We start from the raw sequence: 20141 nt of genomic DNA on the forward strand, positions 1-20141 counted from the left end.
TGAGGTCCAGTGGCACCAGTAGCGCCTGTGTTACCTTGAGCGCCTTGAGGTCCAGTAGCACCCGTGTTACCTTGAATGCCTTGAGGTCCAGTGGCACCAGTAGCGCCTGTGTTACCTTGAGCGCCTTGAGGTCCAGTGGCACCAGTAGCACCAGTAGCACCCGTGTTACCTTGAACGCCTTGAGGTCCAGTGGCACCAGTAGCGCCTGTGTTACCTTGAGCGCCTTGAGGTCCAGTAGCACCCGTGTTACCTTGAATGCCTTGAGGTCCAGTGGCACCAGTAGCGCCTGTGTTACCTTGAACACCTTGAGGTCCAGTGGCACCAGTAGCGCCTGTGTTACCTTGAACACCTTGAGGTCCGGTAGCACCCGTGTTACCTTGAGCGCCTTGAGGTCCAGTGGCACCAGTAGCGCCTGTGTTACCTTGAACACCTTGAGGACCAGTAGCACCCGTGTTACCTTGAACGCCCTGAGCTCCAGTAGCACCAGTAGCGCCCGTGTTACCTTGAATACCTTGAGGCCCAGTAGCACCTGTGTTACCTTGAATACCTTGAGGCCCAGTAGCACCTGTGTTACCTTGAACACCTTGAGGTCCGGTAGCACCCGTGTTACCTTGAGCGCCTTGAGGACCAGTAGGTCCAGGAGGCCCACCAGAAGGTCCGGTAGGTCCAGTAACTCCTATACCAGTGGCACCGGTAGCACCCGTGTTACCTTGAGGCCCAGTAGCACCCGTGTTACCTTGAATACCTTGAGGTCCAGTGGCACCAGTAGCGCCCGTGTTACCTTGAACGCCTTGAGGTCCAGTGGCACCGGTAGCGCCTGTGTTACCTCGAGGCCCAGTGGCACCCGTGGCACCCGTGTTACCTTGAGCACCTTGAGGTCCAGTGGCACCCGTGTTACCTTGAATACCTTGAGGTCCAGTGGCACCGGTAGCACCCGTGTTACCTTGAGGCCCAGTAGCACCCGTGTTACCTTGAATACCTTGAGGTCCAGTGGCACCAGTAGCACCCGTGTTACCTCGAGGCCCGGTGGCACCAGTCGCGCCCGTGTTACCTTGAGGTCCGGTAGCACCAGTAGCGCCAGTAGCACCCGTGTTACCTCGAGGTCCGGTAGCGCCAGTAGCGCCTGCTGGCCCAGTAGGCCCGGTAGGTCCTTTAATGAATGAAGCAGAATTAACTAGAGCGGTTTGTAATGCTGCTATTAATTTAAGAAGCTCTTGAAGTGTGCAAGGGTCGATTCGGAATAGTTTTGTAATGTAAAGTAAATAATTAATTAGATTTTGAAGCTCGATAAATACAGCGCTTGCTACGAAGGTTGGATTTTTTAATATAGTTATTAAGTTTTTAATAATAGCTAACCCTTGTGCTTTCAGGGAGGAAGTAGCGTCTAGTGAACAAATAAATTTACTTAGTAGGTTCAATGTATCGATTAGATCTTCAATGTTTTGAGGAGATGGATTTGCGAAAAGTTTTGGGATTATTTTTGTTAAATCAATAATGATTGCACGGAATGTTCTAAGTTGTACCTTAGTAACTGGGATTGATGGGGTATTTGGGATTCGTCCGGCGCTACTTGGAAAGCATGGTTTGGAGAATTTGTTCTGACTGTCGTTAAAATGAGACATTAAATCTCTCCTTTCTCATGAGGATATGAACGAAACTCATCATAGTAGATGCAAAAATTAGTTAAATGGTCATAGTAAAATCGTTTGTTTAAAGAAAAAATAGAAAAAACGCCTTATGATAAGGCGTTTTTTCTATTTTCTGCGTATTGATAATATCGTTTTAGTGAAACTTTTGATTTGAATCCAGCTAGTTTTATAATTTCTGACTCCGGAGTTTCTTTTTTTATTAAGTTTAAAATATAGGTGTTACGAAAGTGTTGTCCTGAGATTCCTTTGCGTAAATTAGCTCTAGATACTTCAAGGCGAATCATTTTTTGGATAGCGATTTCTGTTAATCCCTTCGGTGCATCATTTTCGTATACCCATCTGTATGTTCCACGATTAAAATCAAATGCGATAAATAATGGGTCGTGGCTATGATATTTTGGACGAACGGGTTCAGGGATGCTTTTGTAATAAGCATATAGTTGTTTTTTGTCTTCGTTAGTTAATGTAATTGTTCTTTCTACCCCTGCGGTTGCTGGGATAGATAATGTGTTAGTTTCAAAGTGGACGTGATGCAGAGTTAATGCTGTAAGTTCCTGTAAGGATAATCCATAGTCGATTAATAAGTTTAAAATAACGATATTACGATCTATCAATAAAGGGCGCACAGGACGTTGTTTTTCTGAAAGTCCTTCCAATGAAGAGACTATATGTTTTAATCTTTTTTCCTCATCAGATGAAATGAAATCTTCATCGCGAAGCCTGCGGTCTGGTTGGATAGAAATTTCCATATTCTTTAATGGATTAGGTATGTTTAGAAAGTGATGCATTCTATTTAATACAATAAATACACGGTGCATCGTTTTCTCTGAGTAATGTCGATTCTTTTTTAAGTCGAAAAAATAATCTTCATAGTCTTTTGTACAAAGTGTAGCCCATATATTACTGGAAGGGAGCTTTTGGTTTTTTTTTAACCAATGTCCGAAATCTTCAATGTCATAAACATAACGTTTAATGGTTGAAGGTTTTCGGCCTTTATTCAATAAAAAAATAGAAAAGGCTTGTATTGTATCATGGAATTCCGTTGTCTCCATAGTCCCACCACCTTCATTATTTCTTATATTATAGCAAACTTTTCTGAAAATAGTCATTTGCAAGGGAGACAGGAATAATAATATTTGGTGAGTGGATAAAGCGAAACTTTAATCAGTGGGATTTTGTTAATCCATCGCTGATCATTAGCCTGTACCAATCGGGCATTTACGGGCAATTATCTGCAGCCTAACTTCCTAATATTTGCTGAATTTTGAGGTGGGAGTCTTACTGCTCGCAAATAGCGGGATAAAATGAGGTGATTGTATGGAACAATCGATGCGAAAGAAAAATAATAATCAAATTAATATTGTGTTAAATCATCGAAAGAAAATTTCTTTACCAGCCGCAGAAAATAAAACAGTAATTTCAAATGAAACTACTACGAAACATGAGATGCTGCAAAGAATTGAAGAAGAAATGGGAAAGCTTATTGGCATGGATGATATAAAAAAGATAATAAAAGAAATATATGCTTGGATTTATGTAAATAAAAAAAGACAAGAAATAGGGTTAAAGTCTGAGAAGCAAGTACTCCATATGTTGTTTAAAGGGAATCCAGGTACAGGGAAGACAACTGTTGCTAGAATGATAGGGAAATTGTTGTTTGAGATGAATATTCTATCAAAAGGGCACTTAGTTGAAGCTGAACGTGCGGATCTTGTAGGAGAGTACATCGGTCATACAGCTCAAAAAACAAGAGATTTAATAAAAAAAGCAATGGGAGGTATTTTGTTTATTGATGAGGCGTATTCATTAGCCCGAGGGGGAGAAAAAGATTTTGGGAAAGAAGCAATTGATACACTCGTAAAGCATATGGAAGATAAACAACACGGTTTTGTATTGATATTAGCCGGATATTCAAGAGAAATGAATCACTTTCTTTCATTAAATCCAGGTCTGCAATCACGTTTTCCGTTTATAATTGAATTTGCGGATTACTCAGTAAATCAGCTGTTAGAAATAGGAAAGAGGATGTATGAAGAACGTGAATACCAGTTATCGAAAGAGGCTGAATGGAAATTTAGAGATCATTTACATGCTGTAAAGTACTCATCGCAAATTACATCGTTTAGTAATGGAAGATATGTACGGAATATTGTTGAAAAATCGATTCGTACACAGGCTATGCGGTTGTTGCAAGAGGATACGTATGATAAATATGATTTAATTGGGATATCAAGTTGTGATTTGATGCTTGAAGAGGAGACGCACAGTACGTAAACTGTGCGTCTGTTTTTTTGTATAAGTGCTTTTACTCTTTTTTTGCTTTTTCTTGATAAGATTTATGGAAGTGTTCCATTTTAGCGCTTTTTTCGTGTGCAGAATTAGGATCGTGTCCAATTTGACCTACTGAGCTTTTTTGAGCGCCTTTATTAACATGGTTTGTCATTTGTATTCACCTCGCTTTGAGGATTAGTATAAACATTATGTAAAGAAAAACTCATTAGAAAAGAAAAACCTCTTTACGATATGTAAAGAGGTTAGATTGCTATTTATGCATTGAACGTTCTTTTGTATCGATACGTCTATGCGGTAAATGCCATTTGTAATGAATAGAAACCATGCGGAAGCAAACAATTAAAATGAATAAGGTATATAGAGCCCAATCGCTAACAATAATTTGAGCGCCGATTAAGAAACCTGCTAGAATCGTCCAAAAGGCATATACTTCAGCTCGAAGGACGAGAGGTTTTCTGCGGGCTAAAAGATCGCGGATGATACCACCGCCAATACCAGTTAAAACAGCTGCTACGATTGTAGCGCTAATTGGTAAATTTAATTTTTGAGCATATAATGCTCCTTGTACGGCGAATGCTGATAAGCCGATAGCATCAGTGATATTTTCCCACTTTTTCCAATGTCTAATTAATTTATTAGGAAAAAGAAAAATAATCGTCATTGATAGTAGTGCGATTTGGAATAACATGTCTTGTTGCCAAAACGCGACAATCGGATAACCGATTAATAAATTACGAAGGGCACCTCCCCCAAATGCGGTTGCCATTCCTAAAATATACACCCCGAAAATATCATAATCCTCTTCCATTGCAACAATGGCTCCGCTTAGTGCGAAAGCGATTGTGCCTATGATGCTAAAAATCTCCCATGCCATGAATTTTCTCCCCCGCTAACTAGATGAAATGTGCTTCCTCTGCTATTATATTAGAAGGTTTAAATTTCGAAAAGGATGAGTGAACATATTTGATGGAAGAAAAAGAAAAAGTCATATTAGTAGGCTGTCAATTGCCACAAGATGATGATGAAAAGTTTATGCATTCCATGAAAGAGCTTGCATCGCTAGCGAAGACTGCACGAGCAGAATTGTTAGTGTCTACAACGCAAAAACGACCGAAGTTTCATCCGGCGACTTATATAGGTAAAGGTAAATTAGAAGAGCTTACAATGTTAACGGAAGAATTAGAACCGGATGTTATCGTATTTAATAACGAATTAACGCCGAGTCAAATTCGGAATTTATCCTCAGTATTAGATGCGAGGGTAATTGATCGAACGCAACTAATATTAGATATTTTTGCGCAACGTGCGAAGTCGAGGGAAGGTAAGCTTCAAGTAGAATTAGCTCAGTTGCAATATACAATGCCACGTCTTATGGGGCAAGGATTGTCTTTATCACGTCTTGGTGGTGGTATTGGAACGAGAGGGCCGGGTGAGACGAAACTGGAGACGGATCGTCGTCATATTCGATCACGCGTTGATGAAATAAAGAAACAACTTGCAGTTGTTGTGGAGCATCGAAAAAGATATCGTGAGAGAAGAAAAGATAATAAAGTATTTCAAGTTTCATTAATAGGGTATACGAATGCGGGAAAATCTACACTGTTTAATAGATTGACGGAAGCAGATACGTTTGAAGAAAACTTGTTGTTTGCAACGCTAGACCCGACGACAAGGAAGATGCAGTTACCTTCAGGTTATACAGTATTACTAACTGATACGGTGGGCTTTATACAAGATTTACCTACGTCATTAATTGCTGCTTTTCGTTCGACACTAGAAGAAGCTGGTGAAGCGGATGTTATTTTACATGTAGTTGATTCAGCGGATCCTAATTATGTAGGGCATGAGAAAACAGTAAAACAATTATTGTCAGAACTTGAAATTAATCATATTCCTATTATTACGTTATATAATAAAAAAGATGAATTACATCAAAACTTTATTCCGTTTCCGAAAAGTGACTTCTTAATGACTAGTGCCTTTGAACAAAGTGATTTATTGCATATAAAAGAAGCGATAGAAACGAAAATGAAGGAAGAAATGAATCGTTATCAAGTGGAAATTCCACCGAGTGAAGGTAAGTTGTTAACGCTATTAAAGACGGAGACGCTATTAACAAAGATGGAGTTTCTGGAAGATAAATTTGTATATAATTGCGTGGGGTATATTTTTGCTCATTCATCGCTTAATGTGCAATTAAAGAGATTTTTAGTGGAAGAAGGAGAAAATAAAAATGTTTGATCGTTTGAAAAATGGAGAAAAAATTGCTCCAATCGTAAAAGAAGTAGAGAGCCAGATTACAGAAGTACATAAACGCGCGGATGAAGTAATTGAAAGTAATCAGTTTCGAGTGTTAGAAAGTTTCCGTAAACATAAAATTAGTGACTCGCATTTTATTCCGACGACAGGTTACGGTTATGATGATATTGGCCGTGATACGTTAGAAAAAGTGTATGCGGATGTATTTGGAGCGGAAGCTGGTCTTGTTCGTCCGCAAATTATTTCAGGTACTCATGCTATTTCTACAGCGTTATTCGGTGTTTTACGTCCGGGAGATGAGTTATTGTACATCACTGGCAAACCGTATGATACATTAGAAGAAATCGTTGGTGTACGCGGAAAAGGTGTAGGTTCATTTAAAGAATATAATATTGGTTATAATGCAGTTCCGCTTACTGAAGAGGGGCTTGTTGATTTTGGAGCTGTTGCGACTGCAATTCATAGTAATACGAAGATGATTGGGATTCAGCGCTCAAAAGGTTATGCTACTCGTCCATCGTTTACTATTTCTCAAATTAAAGAGATGATAGCATTCGTTAAAGAAATTAAACCTGATGTTGTTGTGTTTGTAGATAACTGTTATGGTGAGTTTATTGAAGAGCAAGAGCCATGTCATGTAGGTGCAGATTTAATGGCAGGTTCGCTTATTAAAAACCCTGGTGGTGGAATTGTTAAAACTGGTGGTTACATTGTTGGTAAAGAACAGTATGTTGAAGCGTGTGCATATCGTTTAACATCTCCGGGAATCGGTGCGGAAGCAGGGGCATCTTTATACAGTCTGCAAGAAATGTATCAAGGTTTCTTCTTGGCGCCGCATGTAGCGGGACAAGCGCTAAAAGGTGCGATTTTTACAGCTGCATTTTTAGAGAAGTTAGGAATGAATACATCACCAGCATGGAATGCACCAAGAACAGATTTAATTCAGTCTGTTCAATTTGATGATAAAGATCGTATGATTGCATTCTGCCAAGCGATTCAATATGCATCTCCAATTAATTCTCACTTCACTCCATATGCCAACTATATGCCGGGTTATGAAGATGATGTAATTATGGCTGCGGGAACGTTTATTCAAGGTGCAAGTATTGAATTGTCAGCTGATGGTCCAATTCGTCCGCCTTATGTTGCTTACGTGCAAGGTGGGTTAACTTATTCACATGTGAAGATTGCAATTTGTTCTGCAATTGATGCGTTAATTGAAAAAGAATTATTAACAATTTCTTAAGGGGAAGCTGTCGATTTCGACAGCTTTTTTCGTGTGAAAGTAATGATTAATCTCATTAGAAAAAAGAATGAAAAAATTTATAAAAAAAATCATGTAAGAAAAGCTAACATCTATTGACACTAAACATAACATGGTATAAAATGAGAAACAGTTAAGGCGAAGGAGGAACTGAAACAATGAAAGAAGATAGACGTTCTGCCCCGCTGTTTCCTATTGGTATTGTTATGGATTTAACACAATTATCTGCACGTCAAATTCGCTACTATGAAGAGCATAATCTTGTTTCTCCAACCCGTACAAAGGGGAATCGTAGATTATTTTCATTTAACGATGTAGATAAGTTGTTAGAGATTAAAGATTTATTAGATCAAGGCTTGAATATGGCTGGTATTAAACAAGTGTTACTAATGAAAGTAAATCAAACAGAAACAGTGAAAGTAAAAGAAGAAACGAAAGAAATTTCAAAAACTGAGCTTCGCAAAATACTTCGAGATGAACTACAACATACAGGTAGATTTAATCGAACTTCATTGCGACAAGGTGACATTTCAAGGTTTTTTCACTAAAGATAACTGATTCTGAAGGTGTTTAGAGGGACTAAGGAGGAATTTATAATGGCTAGGTACACAAGAGAAGATATTTTCCGTTTGGCGAAAGAAGAGAATGTAAAGTATATCCGCTTACAATTTACGGACCTTTTAGGAGTAATTAAAAACGTAGAAATTCCAGTGAGCCAATTAACAAAAGCTCTTGATAACAAAATGATGTTTGATGGATCTTCTATTGAAGGTTTCGTACGTATTGAAGAATCTGATATGTACTTATATCCAGATTTAGATACTTGGGTAATTTTCCCTTGGACAGCTGAAAAAGGAAAAGTAGCTCGATTAATCTGTGATATTTACAATGCAGATGGCACTCCATTTGATGGTGATCCACGTAACAACTTAAAGCGTGTATTAAAAGAAATGGAAGCATTGGGATTCTCAGATTTCAATCTTGGACCAGAGCCAGAATTCTTCCTATTTAAAGTAGATGAAAAAGGAAATCCAACATTAGAATTAAACGATAACGGTGGATACTTCGACCTTGCGCCGATGGATCTAGGGGAAAACTGTCGTCGTGATATCGTTCTTGAACTTGAAGAAATGGGCTTTGAAATTGAAGCGTCTCACCATGAGGTTGCTCCAGGGCAACACGAAATTGACTTTAAATATGCAAATGCAATTCGCTCATGTGATGACATTCAAACATTCAAACTTGTTGTAAAAACAATTGCTCGTAAACACGGTTTACACGCAACATTTATGCCAAAACCATTATATGGTGTGAACGGTTCAGGTATGCACTGTAACTTATCACTATTCAAAAATGGTGAGAACGTATTCTTCGATCAAAACGGTGACTTACAATTAAGTGATGATGCTCGTCACTTCATCGCAGGTATTTTAAAACACGCACCAGCATTTACAGCGGTAGCAAATCCAACTGTAAACTCTTACAAGCGTTTAGTACCTGGATACGAAGCTCCTTGTTACGTAGCATGGTCTGCACAAAACCGTAGCCCATTAGTACGTATTCCTGCATCTCGTGGTATTAGTACACGCGTAGAAGTACGTAGTGTTGACCCAGCTGCAAACCCATATTTAGTAATGGCTACATTATTAGCAGCAGGTCTTGATGGAATTAAAAACAAATTAACTCCACCAGCTGCAGTAGACCGTAACATCTATGTAATGACAAAAGAAGAGCGCGAAGAAGCAGGTATCGTTGACTTACCAGCAACATTAGCGCAAGCATTAGTTACATTACAATCTAATGAAGTAGTATGCGGTGCACTAGGAGAACATTTACTTGAGCACTTCATTGAAGCAAAAGAGATTGAGTGGGATATCTTCCGCACACAAGTTCACCAATGGGAACGCGATCAATATATGTCTCTATACTAAGAGGCTCAAACCCTTGACACATAACGTGTTGAGGGTTTTTTTATTTATCGGGCATTTTTATAGGAGGAATATAAAGGAGCAAATAAATTCAAAAATGTACTTGCTAATACTTATACGAAATGAATATCATTTGAAAAAGTGAGTTATTTAATATATATGGCCTATTTAAATGGGTTAAAAAGCCTAGCTCAATTACGTTTCAATACAAAGAAAAACCCCTTGATACTGCAGTGATAGGGGATTTTCGTCATTTATCTACAGTGAATTATGAAGAATATTGTCGTAATTTTTGAGCTGGAATTAAGAAGTGATTAAACAAAAATAAATTATATTGACTCGTTCTATATAAAGAACTAAAATGACAGTAATTAGGAAGTTTTGTATATTCGAAAAATAAAAATAATAATCTTGTTTTTGTTTTTTTATGGAATGCTCAACTGAAATCTCATTGGTATTAAATGAGGGGGAGAAGTAATGAATAAGGAAATAAATTTGAAAAATCTATTCACTTTAATGCGGAAAAGGGTGTGGATACTACTATTGTTTACGACGCTCACAACGGTAGGAGGAGTCCTGTATAGTATGTATATGAAAACGCCTTTGTATGCTTCTTCGGCAAGGGTAATTGTTCAAGCTAATGCCGAAACGATGAATACATTGAAAGCAATGGTAAATGAGCCTGTAATATTAGAAAAAGTAGCTGCTGAATTGAATATAAACAGATCAGCAGGTGCATTAAGTGGACAAATAAGTACAGAAAGTGTACAAGGCTCTCAAATTATGAGGATAAATGTAGTGGATATGGATCCTGTGCTTGCACATAAAATTGCAAATACTACAGCGGCTGTTTATAAGCAAGAAGTAGCAAATATACTGAATTTTAATAATGTAAGTATATTACCAGAGGATCCAGTTCAAAAAAATTCTATGCCTATAAATATAAATCACTTTAAGACGATACTAATCGCATTCACGTTAGGTATGGTGCTCAGTATCGGTTTTATTTTTTTATTGGATTCATTGGATGAGAGAATCCAATCAGAACGACGAATTGAACAATTGTTAGATATCCCTGTTTTGGGTGGAATTTCTAAAATGAATAAGAAGAATATGAAAGATAAATTTAGTGGGAAAAATACAGTGTTATTGGGGGAGGGAACGGAGTGGCATACAAAAATAGACGGAAAACAAATAAAGTTAAAGGAGAAAGTATAGTTGCGTATACCGCCCCAAGATCGAAAATCTCGGAGCAGTATCGTTCGCTTCGAACAAACATTCAATTATCTTCGTCTATGCATAAAATCAGGACGATAGTGATTACTTCTCCGAGGTACGGTGAAGGGAAATCAACGATTACAGTAAATTTAGCAGTCTCAATAGCACAAAAAGGTGAAAAAGTATTGGTAATAGATGCGAATTTACGAACACCAACGATTCATGAAATGTTAGAAGTAGAAAATACAATTGGATTAACTGACATATTGAACGGAAAAACAAATTTGGTAGGTGCTGTAAAAAAAACAAGGATGGAGAGTCTGGATGTATTAACTAGCGGTCCAGTACCATTCAATCCGTCAGAAGTACTTAGTTCAGAGGAAATGGATATGTTGATTCAAAAGGCGATGGAACGGTATGACATCATATTATTTGACTCTTCCCCTGTATTAGAAGTAACAGATACGAGCGTATTAGCTGATAAGTGTGAAGGAGTACTTTTGGTGATCCGATATAATCGCACTGTGAACGAAGACGCACTTGAAACGAAAAGGGCACTAAGTTTTACGAAAAGTAGAATGTTGGGTGCGATTTTGAATGGGAAAGTATAAAGGCTATTTTTAAATTAAACTTTCACAAGTGGAATTGTTCGTTATAAAGAAGAAAATAAAATCGTGATGTGGTGATGTCTCCTGACCGCTATCAATGGAGGCACTCGATTATGCTGTGGGTTGTGAAAACAACCTTAGATGCCAGTCGTCAAAAGTGTAATGTGAGGGAGGGTTAGATGCCCATGTTTTATTAAAGTTTCTAACTATGTGTTTTTAATAAAGAGAATATAGTTAGAAACTTTAAGTTTGAAAGAGTTAAGTAAGGAATTGATTAAAGGAGGAAGTTATATGACGTATCGCCGGAGGATATCGTTATTGCTTTTAATGGATTCACTGATAGTATTAACTGCTATTTTTTTTAGTTATTTTTTTGTAAATGCTAGCTTCAGTGTTATCACTTTATCATCAGTTATTAGCTCTATCACTTTATTAGTTAGTCATCATTTGTTTGCTTTTATTTATAAGTTGTATAAAAAGGCATTGGAATATGCAAGTATAGGAGAATTGCTAATTATATGCAAGGTTGTTACATTTTCTATACTTACTACAGCGGTTGTACAGCAACTAGTCATGGGGAAAATGTATTTTCGATTGTTAGTTGTTACTTGGATGATTCATATTTTATTAATAGGTGGTTCTCGCTTTATTTGGAGAATGTACAGAGATATTTATTATGTAAAAAAAGGAAATAAGAAAAGAACGTTAATTGTTGGTGCGGGATCCGCTGGGACAATGGTTGCAAGACAGTTGTTGAAGAATAGTGCTACGGAATTAATGCCAGTCGCGTTTATTGATGATAATGTCAAAAAACATAATCTTGATATTTGGGGGATTCCGGTAATTGGTGGTACGAACCAAATTGATTACGTTATCAAAAAACTGAATATTGAAATGATAATTTTAGCAATTCCTTCGCTAAACAAGAAAGATAGAAATAATATTTTAAAAGATTGTTTAAAAACAAATGTAAAAACGCAAATTCTTCCAATGTTAGAAGACTTAGTAACAGGTAAAGTTTCAGTGAATGAATTCAGAGATGTTCAAGTAGAAGATTTATTAGGGCGTGATCCTGTAGAGTTAGATGTGGATATCATTTCAGATTATATAACGGATAAAGTCATTTTAGTTACTGGTGCAGGTGGATCAATAGGTTCAGAAATTTGTAGACAAGTTGCGAAATTTAAGCCGAAAAAATTGATTTTATTAGGGCACGGAGAAAACAGTATATATTCAATAGAAGTGGAATTAAATGAAAAACATAATGATAAAAAAGGCGTGTTTATTCCAGAAATCGCAGATATTCAAGATGAAAAGAAGATGCATTTAATCATGAATAAACATCTTCCTCATGTTGTATATCATGCTGCTGCACATAAACATGTACCATTGATGGAAAACAATCCTGAAGAGGCAGTTAAAAATAATTTGATTGGGACTATGAATATAGCAGAGGCGGCAAAAATACATGGAGTAGGAACGTTTGTTATGATTTCGTCGGATAAAGCAGTGAACCCAACGAGTGTTATGGGGGCGACAAAGAAATTAGCTGAGATGGTAATACAACATAAAGATAAAATAAGTCATACAAAGTTTGTTACGGTACGATTTGGAAATGTCTTAGGAAGTAGAGGGAGTGTTATCCCGTTATTTAAGAAGCAGATTCAAAAAGGGGGGCCAGTTACAGTTACTCACCCAGATATGGTTCGTTATTTTATGACTATTCCGGAGGCATCTAGACTGGTAGTACAAGCTGGTGCGTTAGCAAAAGGTGGAGAAATTTTTGTACTGGATATGGGAGAACCAGTAAAAATAGTGGATCTTGCTAAAAACCTCATTCGATTATCAGGAAACTCTGTGGATGAAATAGGAATAGAATTTACGGGTATACGCCCTGGAGAGAAATTGTTTGAAGAATTACTAAAAGAAGATGAAATGAATGAAAAGCAAGTCCACCCGAGAATTTATGTAGGGCAAGAAATGAATGTTCGTATAGATGAGATAGAAAAATTTATTTCTGAATATTCAGTGTTAAATGAATTAGAATTAAGAAAGCGATTGTTAAATTTAGTGAATCAGCGTAAAACTTTAAAGCTATTAATACCAGTATCAGGTTAAAGGCAAAAATTTATAATAAGACGGGTGCGTGGGATGGTGTCTAAAAAAGTTCTGTTTTGTGCAACTGTGGATTATCATTTTAAAGCATTTCATTTACCGTATTTGAAATGGTTTGCAGACCAAGGTTGGGAAGTACATGTTGCAGCGAATGGGAATATGCACCTTCCGTACGTAACTCAAAAATATAATATTCCTATTCAAAGATCACCTCTTAGCATACAAAACCTTCATGCATATAAAAAACTAAAATCAATTATTCACCAAAATAAATATAAAATCATTCATTGTCATACGCCTATGGGAGGTGTAATTGCTCGAATAGCTGCCCGGAAAGCACGGCGGGAAGGGACAAAGGTCATATATACGGCGCATGGATTTCACTTTTGTAAAGGATCGCCGTTTATAAATTGGCTTTTATACTATCCAATCGAAAGAAGTTTAGCTACTACTACAGATTGTCTCATAACAATTAATCAAGAAGATTACAATTTAGCGGTTAAACATCGTTTTCAAGCTAAAGATATTAAACTCGTTCATGGTGTAGGGATAGATATAGAACGATATGTTCCTGTTACTGAAAGTGAAAAGGAGAAAATAAGACATAAAAATGGTTATAAGTCTAAAGATTTTTTAATGTTTTATGCTGCTGAATTTAATAAGAATAAAAATCAAAGCTTTTTAATCCATGTATTAGCACAATTGAAAAATGAAATGCCACATGTAAAGCTTTTGCTTGCTGGAGAAGGTCCGTTAATGGAAGAGTGCAAAAAAATAGCGACGCAACTAGGTGTGAGTAGTATGGTGCACTTTCTTGGTTATAGAAATGATATAGCCCATTTGCTACTGATGTGTGATCTAGCTGTTGCATCCAGTTACAGGGAAGGTTTGCCAGTTAATATTATGGAAGCCATGGCTTGTGGACTTCCGGTTGTAGCTACAAGTAACCGAGGGCACAGGGAGTTAATTATTAATAATAAAAATGGTTGGACTATAGAACGCGATGACATACAGACGATGGCTGAAAGAATCAATACTATTTCTAAAAATACTAAATTACAAGCGCAGTTTGGACAGTATGGACGTACTATTATTGCGAATGAATATTCAGTTAATGAAGTATTGAAAGAGAAAAAGGAAATTTATACAAGTTATATGGATGAAATGGAGGATTTAAATTGGGCACTCCATTAAGAGTATTACATGTAGTCGTAAATATGAATAGAGGCGGAGCCGAAACTTTAATTATGAATTTGTATCGTAATATAGACCGCTCAAAAGTACAATTTGATTTTTTAACTTGTAAAGAGGGAGTATTTGATGAAGAGATAGTAAAGTTGGGCGGGGAAGTTCATAGAATTCCATACGTTACAGATGTTGGTCATAGAGGTTATATAAAGGCTCTCAATACCTTCTTTAACTCTCATCCACAATATAAAATCATTCATTCACATATGGATAAAATGAGCGGATTTGTCCTTCGTTCAGCAAAAAAAGCAAGGGTGCCAGTTAGGATTGCGCATAGTCATAGTACAAGCAGTGAGGGTGGGGCTATAGCAAAAATATATAAATGGTATGCAGGAGCATTTATTACGTCGTGTGCTACACATTTTTTAGCGTGTTCAGTAGCTGCAGCGCAATGGTTGTTTGCTAATAGAGAAAGTGCAACAAAAATATTAAAAAATGGAATTGAATGTGATGAATTTACATTTAATCCAGACATTAGAGCGCAGGTAAGAAAAGAACTCAACCTTCATGGGGATGTTTTTGTGATTGGACACGTGGGAAGATTTGCACATCCAAAAAATCATACTTTTTTAATTGATATTTTTGCTCAATTAATAGAATACAGGCCGAACTCTATTCTTCTATTAGTTGGAGATGGGTCGCTTCGATTAGAAATGAAGAAAAAAGTAGAGAAACTGAATCTAACAGATAAAGTTAAATTTTTAGGAATACGTAGTGATATTAATCGTTTATTACAAGCATTTGATACATTTATATTTCCATCTATTTATGAAGGTTTACCAGTTACTCTTATTGAAGCACAAGGGGCGGGTTTGCCATGTATTATATCGGACACTATTACACAAGATGTGGATTTGGGGTTGAATTTAGTTGAACAGTGTTCATTGTTAGAAATAAGAAATTGGGTAGGTCCATTACAAAATATAGCGAACAAGCAGGTATCGCGAAGTGTGGAACAAAATGTATTAGCTGAAAAAGGATATGATATAAAAAATATTACAGGGTTTATCCAAAAGTTTTATGTTGAAGTATCGAGGTGAGCATATTGAAAAAGCTAACGATTTTTACCCCTACATATAATCGAGCATATTGTCTTCACGGGTGTTATGAAAGTTTGAAGCAGCAAACGTGTAAAGATTTTATATGGTTAATTATAGATGATGGGTCTGATGATTATACAAAGGAGTTAGTGCATTCTTGGATTTCTGAAGGTTGTATAAGTATAAGATATTATTGGCAAGTAAATCAAGGGATGCATGGTGCTCATAATAAAGCTTACGAGATGATTGATACTGAACTTAATGTGTGCATTGATTCAGATGACTCAATGCCTAGTGATGCCGTAGAGAAGATCATTTCGTTTTGGGATGAAAATGGAAGTGACCAAGTAAGTGGAATCATTGCTCTTGATTTATATAAAGATGGGACAGTAATTGGTTCAAAGCTACCATTAAATCTTAACCGCTCTACACTGTTTAATCTTTACAATAAACATGGTGTAACTGGAGATAAGAAATTGGTATATCGTACAGAACTAACTAGGGAGTATCCTTATCCGATTTTTAAAAATGAAAAGTATGTAGGTTTGGCATATAAATACTATATGTTGGATCAGAAATATGAGATGTTACTCATGAACGAAGCACTTTGTTATGTTGAATATATGCCTGATGGTTCTTCGATGAACATGTTAAGTCAGTATCGTAAAAATCCAAAAGGTTTTGCTTTTTATCGTAAGGAACTGATGAAGCTACCATTTGCAAATAGGTTATTTAAATATAGACAAGCTGTACATTATGTCTCAAGTAGCTTTATAGCGAAAAATAAAAAATTTATAAAAGAGTCACCATGTAAAGTGCTTACCCTTTGCGCAGTGCCATTTGGGGTTATTCTATATAGTTACATTACATTGAAAACAAGAATAAAAGTAAATATATAGGGATTTACTTAGGATTGATAAGAGGGAAGAATAATGACTATACTTTGGATGAATTTTTTTATAGTGTTCATACTAGCGTTTTTCGCACGGTATTTTGCTATGCCAGTAACTTCAGAAATGGTGATGTTAAAACCGAATCGACTATTGATTTTAATGGCGACGACATCTCTTGTACTAGTATCTGGTTTTAGAAATAATATTGGTGATACGTATTTTTATATGCATGCTTTTACAGTTACTGATTTTAATTGGGATTATATTCAAAGTAGTAAGGATGTTGGATTTAGTATTTTGCAAATGATTTTAAAGGCATATACGAATGATCCGCAAGTTTTGATTTTGATAACAGCCCTAATAACAAATATATTAATAGTAGCAGTTCTATATAAATATTCAAGAATGATTGAATTAAGTTTATATGTGTATATCGCATCCGGCATGTATTTAGTGTCAATGAATGGAGTAAGACAGTATTTAACTGCAGCGATTATTTTTACTGCTACAAAATATATTTTAGATGGGAATTGGAAGAGATATTTTTTGATCGTACTATTTGCTTCTACTTTTCATCAAAGCGCCCTTGTATTAATTCCTATTTATTTTGTAGTCCGAAGAAAAGCATGGTCGACAATAACATTTATATTACTCTTTATTGCGGTACTTATAGTAATAGGGTTTAATCAGTTTGCAGAAATTTTCTTTGCAACGATAGGGGATACACAATATGGTCACTATAAGGATTTTCAAGAAGGAGGAGCTAATATTCTTCGGGTTGCTGTGGATGCAATACCGCTCATTCTCGCTTATGTTGGAAGACATAAATTAAGAGAGATTTTTCCGGAAAGTGATTATATCGTAAATATGGCATTGTTAGGTCTAGTATTTATGATTATTTCAACTCAAAATTGGATTTTTGCAAGATTCTCCATATATTTTGGGTTATACCATTTGATATTGATATCGTGGGTTATAAAGTTATTTATAGAAAAGGATCAAAAGTTAATTTATTATGCAGTAATATTATGTTATTTTGTTTACTTTGTATATGAACATATTATTACTTTAGGAATAGTTTATAAGAGTAGTTTTTGGGGATAAAATATATATTTGAAAATCGTTCTTAGATGGGAGTAATTTTCAATGTTTAAACAAGAACGACCAAAAAGAGTGTTACATATCGTTAGTGCGATGGACCGAGGTGGCGCTGAGGCATTATTAATGAATGTATATAGGAATATAGATAGAAAAATGGTGCAATTTGATTTTGTTTCCCATAAAAGTGAAGAAAGTGATTATGATAAGGAAATCATTGCGTTAGGTGGGAAAATACACCGAATATCAAGCTTAGGACAGCTAGGCCCTCTTTCATACATTAAAGAGCTTGTTAAGGTAATGTCTAATAATCAATATGTGGCGGCCCATGCACATACTGATTATCAGGGGGGGATTGTGGCTATTGCTGCTAGAATAGCTGGCATAAAAATAAGGATTTGTCATTCACATAGTAATAATTGGCCGATGGGATCGGGGATAAAAGGGAAAGTTTTATTGAGTTTTTTACGAACAGTTATTACTTATGCGGGAACAAATTATTGTGCGTGCAGTATAGAATCTGCACGTTTTTTATTTCAAAAAAACATTGATAATTCAAAGGTAAAGATAATGAAAAACGCAATAGATATTAATCAATTTGTTAATGCAAATATACAGGATGATAATGCAGTAAGGAATGAATTCAATATACCAGTTGAACAGAAAGTTATTGGTCATATTGGGCGTTTTTCTGAATCTAAAAATCATATATTTATATTAAAAGTTTTCAATGAAGTATTAAAATATGATCCTAATTTTATGCTTGTTTTAGTAGGGGATGGACCGTTAAAGAACTCTATTGAGCTAGAATCCAAAAGACTAGGTATCTATGAAAAAGTTAGATTTTTAGGAGTAAGAAAAGACATTCCAAGAATTATAAGGATGTTTGATGTTTTTCTTTTTCCGTCACTTTTTGAGGGATTTGGAATTGTTGCATTAGAAGCACAGTGTGCAGGTGTTCCGTGTGTAGTGGCAAATACAATAACTAAAAATGTTGATATGGGATTAGGGATAATATCATTTGTTAGCTTAGATGAAAATTTTAAAATATGGTCTGCAGAAATTCAAAAGATTTTGGAAAAAGAAAAATTAAATACAGAAATAATAGCTGATACGATCTCGAAGCGCGGTTTTGATATAAAGAGTAATATTCCAGAGTGGTTATTATTATATGGATTAGAGTATAGGGAATCATAGTTAAATGTACTTACTTTCATAAGAATAAAACTAGTAAAATAAATCGGATGAGGGAGTAAGAAATGAAAAAGAAAAAAATTCTCATTACATCATTTGATATGGCAATTGGAGGAGTAGAAAGAAGTTTAATTGGTTTATTGAATACAATCGACTATAGCAAATATGATGTAGATTTAATGTTATTTAAACATGAGGGAGAGTTTCTTTTTTTATTACCTAAACTGCCTAATTTGTTAAAGGAAGTAAAACAATATACTACTTTTAGAAAATCAATTAAACAAATATTGCAAGAAGGGCAAATTACAATTGGAATGGCAAGGACTTTAGGGAAAATTTTTGGGAATGTGCATGGGAGATATGTGAAAAGTGCAGAGGTGGGATATTTCGTTATTCAGTATGGATGGAGAATAACTTTACCATTTATACCGAAACTGGAAGAGGAGTATGATGTAGCAATTAGTTTTTTATGGCCCCATTATTTTGTTGGAGATAAAGTTCGAGCGAAACGAAAGATTGGTTGGATTCATACAGATTATTCAAATATAAATCTTAATGCAAACATGGAGTATAAAATGTGGAGCAAAATGGATAATATCGTAGCAGTTTCAGAAGGATGTCGAGATTCATTTCTTAGTATTTTACCCAATGTAAATAAGGATGTTGAAATTATAGAAAATATATTATCTCCGGAGTTCGTACGTGAGCAAGCATACAGGGAAGATGTTATGAAAGAACTACAGATGAAACCTGGAAAAATAAAGCTTGTTACTGTAGGGCGGTTATCATATGCAAAAGGAATAGACGTTGCTATGCATGCCTTAAGAAAGTTATTAGATGAGGGATATGATATGGAATGGTATGTAGTTGGGTATGGAGCACTAGAAGCTGAACTTAGAAAGTTATTAGCTGAACTTAAACTGGAAAAACATTTTTTTTTATTGGGTAAAAAGACAAATCCCTATCCATATATAAAAGCATGTGATATATATGTGCAGCCATCGAGGTATGAGGGGAAAGCTGTAACAGTTCGTGAAGCACAAATCATCGGAAAGCCAGTACTTATTACTAATTTTTCAACTGCCAAAAGTCAGGTACAGGATGGAATTGATGGATTAATAACTGAGATGGGAATAAACGGGATAGTTAATGGAATAAAGAGACTTATTGAAGATAAAGAATTAAGGGAAGCACTGGTAGACAATACTCTGAAAGGTGAATATGGAAATCGTAATGAAATCAATAAATTATATGCATTATTTTCGTAAAGGGAGAATAAGTAAATGGTTTTTAATATTTTGAGTGCAATAAAAACACTTTAGGGTAGTGATAGTT

18 protein-coding genes are annotated in these 20141 nt (G+C 35.8%); 14 read left to right on the forward strand and 4 right to left on the reverse strand.

The genetic code is table 11. From position 1 onward, the window contains the following. Both ABH961_RS14015 and ABH961_RS14020 read right to left on the reverse strand, forming a co-directional pair. Positions 1-1622 (reverse strand): collagen-like repeat preface domain-containing protein (locus tag ABH961_RS14015; protein ID WP_404519536.1); only part of this gene is annotated, 1622 nt, incomplete at its 3' end. A gap of 113 nt (positions 1623-1735) precedes the next feature. Beyond that, positions 1736-2701 carry a tyrosine-type recombinase/integrase gene (locus ABH961_RS14020; protein WP_098848106.1) on the reverse strand — a complete coding sequence of 322 codons (966 nt, stop codon included), beginning with the start codon at positions 2699-2701 and terminating at the stop codon, positions 1736-1738. A gap of 265 nt (positions 2702-2966) precedes the next feature. Between ABH961_RS14020 and spoVK the strand changes: the two genes are divergently transcribed. Continuing rightward, the gene (spoVK, locus tag ABH961_RS14025) at positions 2967-3923 is read left to right on the forward strand and encodes a stage V sporulation protein K (RefSeq protein WP_087982006.1); all 957 of its coding nucleotides are present in this window, start codon (positions 2967-2969) and stop codon (positions 3921-3923) included. Positions 3924-3954: 31 nt separating this feature from the next. On the opposite strand, the gene ABH961_RS14030 is transcribed toward spoVK, so the two are convergent. Both ABH961_RS14030 and ABH961_RS14035 read right to left on the reverse strand, forming a co-directional pair. Beyond that, positions 3955-4092, reverse strand: coding sequence for a hypothetical protein (locus tag ABH961_RS14030; RefSeq protein ID WP_165775587.1), 138 nt, complete (start codon positions 4090-4092; stop codon positions 3955-3957). Between the two features lie 99 nt (positions 4093-4191). Then, positions 4192-4815, reverse strand: coding sequence for a trimeric intracellular cation channel family protein (locus ABH961_RS14035; RefSeq protein ID WP_000312270.1), 624 nt, complete (start codon positions 4813-4815; stop codon positions 4192-4194). Positions 4816-4907: 92 nt separating this feature from the next. On the opposite strand from ABH961_RS14035, the gene hflX reads away from it, so the two are divergent. The 13 genes from hflX (at position 4908) to ABH961_RS14100 (ending at position 20074) form a co-directional block, all read left to right on the forward strand. Then, entirely contained in the window at positions 4908-6182 is a 1275-nt protein-coding gene (gene hflX, locus ABH961_RS14040; RefSeq protein WP_116443126.1) for a GTPase HflX, read from the forward strand. Next, the gene (locus tag ABH961_RS14045; RefSeq protein WP_000460307.1) at positions 6175-7446 is read left to right on the forward strand and encodes a methionine gamma-lyase family protein; all 1272 of its coding nucleotides are present in this window, start codon (positions 6175-6177) and stop codon (positions 7444-7446) included. Before hflX ends, ABH961_RS14045 begins: the two co-directional genes overlap by 8 nt. Before the next feature lie 176 nt (positions 7447-7622). After that, the gene (glnR, locus tag ABH961_RS14050; protein WP_000656785.1) at positions 7623-8012 is read left to right on the forward strand and encodes a transcriptional repressor GlnR; all 390 of its coding nucleotides are present in this window, start codon (positions 7623-7625) and stop codon (positions 8010-8012) included. 48 nt (positions 8013-8060) lie between these two features. Then, a complete protein-coding gene (gene glnA / locus ABH961_RS14055; RefSeq protein ID WP_000135338.1) occupies positions 8061-9395 on the forward strand; it encodes a type I glutamate--ammonia ligase in 1335 nt (444 codons plus the stop codon). A gap of 474 nt (positions 9396-9869) precedes the next feature. Next, entirely contained in the window at positions 9870-10610 is a 741-nt protein-coding gene (locus tag ABH961_RS14060; RefSeq protein ID WP_046957676.1) for a YveK family protein, read from the forward strand. Then, a complete protein-coding gene (locus ABH961_RS14065; RefSeq protein WP_000323607.1) occupies positions 10559-11221 on the forward strand; it encodes a CpsD/CapB family tyrosine-protein kinase in 663 nt (220 codons plus the stop codon). Before ABH961_RS14060 ends, ABH961_RS14065 begins: the two co-directional genes overlap by 52 nt. Before the next feature lie 288 nt (positions 11222-11509). After that, positions 11510-13336 (forward strand): polysaccharide biosynthesis protein, encoded by a 1827-nt coding sequence (locus tag ABH961_RS14070; RefSeq protein ID WP_098080384.1) that lies wholly within the window; start codon positions 11510-11512, stop codon positions 13334-13336. Positions 13337-13369: 33 nt separating this feature from the next. Further along, positions 13370-14527: a glycosyltransferase family 4 protein gene (locus ABH961_RS14075; protein WP_098080382.1), complete on the forward strand. Its 1158-nt coding sequence runs from the start codon at positions 13370-13372 to the stop codon at positions 14525-14527. Next, positions 14512-15621: a glycosyltransferase family 1 protein gene (locus tag ABH961_RS14080; protein WP_098080380.1), complete on the forward strand. Its 1110-nt coding sequence runs from the start codon at positions 14512-14514 to the stop codon at positions 15619-15621. Before ABH961_RS14075 ends, ABH961_RS14080 begins: the two co-directional genes overlap by 16 nt. 5 nt (positions 15622-15626) lie before the next feature. After that, entirely contained in the window at positions 15627-16520 is an 894-nt protein-coding gene (locus ABH961_RS14085; RefSeq protein WP_098080378.1) for a glycosyltransferase family 2 protein, read from the forward strand. 33 nt (positions 16521-16553) lie between these two features. Further along, the gene (locus tag ABH961_RS14090) at positions 16554-17618 is read left to right on the forward strand and encodes an EpsG family protein (protein ID WP_061677953.1); all 1065 of its coding nucleotides are present in this window, start codon (positions 16554-16556) and stop codon (positions 17616-17618) included. Between the two features lie 42 nt (positions 17619-17660). Beyond that, positions 17661-18809: a glycosyltransferase family 1 protein gene (locus tag ABH961_RS14095; protein ID WP_048544221.1), complete on the forward strand. Its 1149-nt coding sequence runs from the start codon at positions 17661-17663 to the stop codon at positions 18807-18809. A gap of 62 nt (positions 18810-18871) precedes the next feature. Then, positions 18872-20074 carry a glycosyltransferase gene (locus ABH961_RS14100; protein ID WP_048544219.1) on the forward strand — a complete coding sequence of 401 codons (1203 nt, stop codon included), beginning with the start codon at positions 18872-18874 and terminating at the stop codon, positions 20072-20074. Positions 20075-20141 lie beyond the last annotated feature (67 nt).

This window comes from Bacillus sp. RC251, assembly GCF_044908765.1.
Taxonomy (GTDB): domain Bacteria; phylum Bacillota; class Bacilli; order Bacillales; family Bacillaceae_G; genus Bacillus_A; species Bacillus_A wiedmannii.

Bases quoted from the DNA above. Each gene is read 5' to 3' on its own strand.
- glnR (WP_000656785.1), top strand. From the start codon at position 7,623: ATGAAAGAAGATAGACGTTCTGCCCCGCTGTTTCCTATTGGTATTGTT.
- ABH961_RS14095 (WP_048544221.1), top strand. From the start codon at position 17,661: ATGTTTAAACAAGAACGACCAAAAAGAGTGTTACATATCGTTAGTGCG.
- hflX (WP_116443126.1), top strand. From the start codon at position 4,908: ATGGAAGAAAAAGAAAAAGTCATATTAGTAGGCTGTCAATTGCCACAA.
- ABH961_RS14060 (WP_046957676.1), top strand. From the start codon at position 9,870: ATGAATAAGGAAATAAATTTGAAAAATCTATTCACTTTAATGCGGAAA.
- ABH961_RS14070 (WP_098080384.1), top strand. From the start codon at position 11,510: ATGACGTATCGCCGGAGGATATCGTTATTGCTTTTAATGGATTCACTG.
- ABH961_RS14090 (WP_061677953.1), top strand. From the start codon at position 16,554: ATGACTATACTTTGGATGAATTTTTTTATAGTGTTCATACTAGCGTTT.
- glnA (WP_000135338.1), top strand. From the start codon at position 8,061: ATGGCTAGGTACACAAGAGAAGATATTTTCCGTTTGGCGAAAGAAGAG.
- ABH961_RS14030 (WP_165775587.1), bottom strand. From the start codon at position 4,092: ATGACAAACCATGTTAATAAAGGCGCTCAAAAAAGCTCAGTAGGTCAA.
- ABH961_RS14100 (WP_048544219.1), top strand. From the start codon at position 18,872: ATGAAAAAGAAAAAAATTCTCATTACATCATTTGATATGGCAATTGGA.
- ABH961_RS14045 (WP_000460307.1), top strand. From the start codon at position 6,175: ATGTTTGATCGTTTGAAAAATGGAGAAAAAATTGCTCCAATCGTAAAA.
- ABH961_RS14020 (WP_098848106.1), bottom strand. From the start codon at position 2,701: ATGGAGACAACGGAATTCCATGATACAATACAAGCCTTTTCTATTTTT.
- ABH961_RS14075 (WP_098080382.1), top strand. From the start codon at position 13,370: ATGGTGTCTAAAAAAGTTCTGTTTTGTGCAACTGTGGATTATCATTTT.
- ABH961_RS14035 (WP_000312270.1), bottom strand. From the start codon at position 4,815: ATGGCATGGGAGATTTTTAGCATCATAGGCACAATCGCTTTCGCACTA.
- spoVK (WP_087982006.1), top strand. From the start codon at position 2,967: ATGGAACAATCGATGCGAAAGAAAAATAATAATCAAATTAATATTGTG.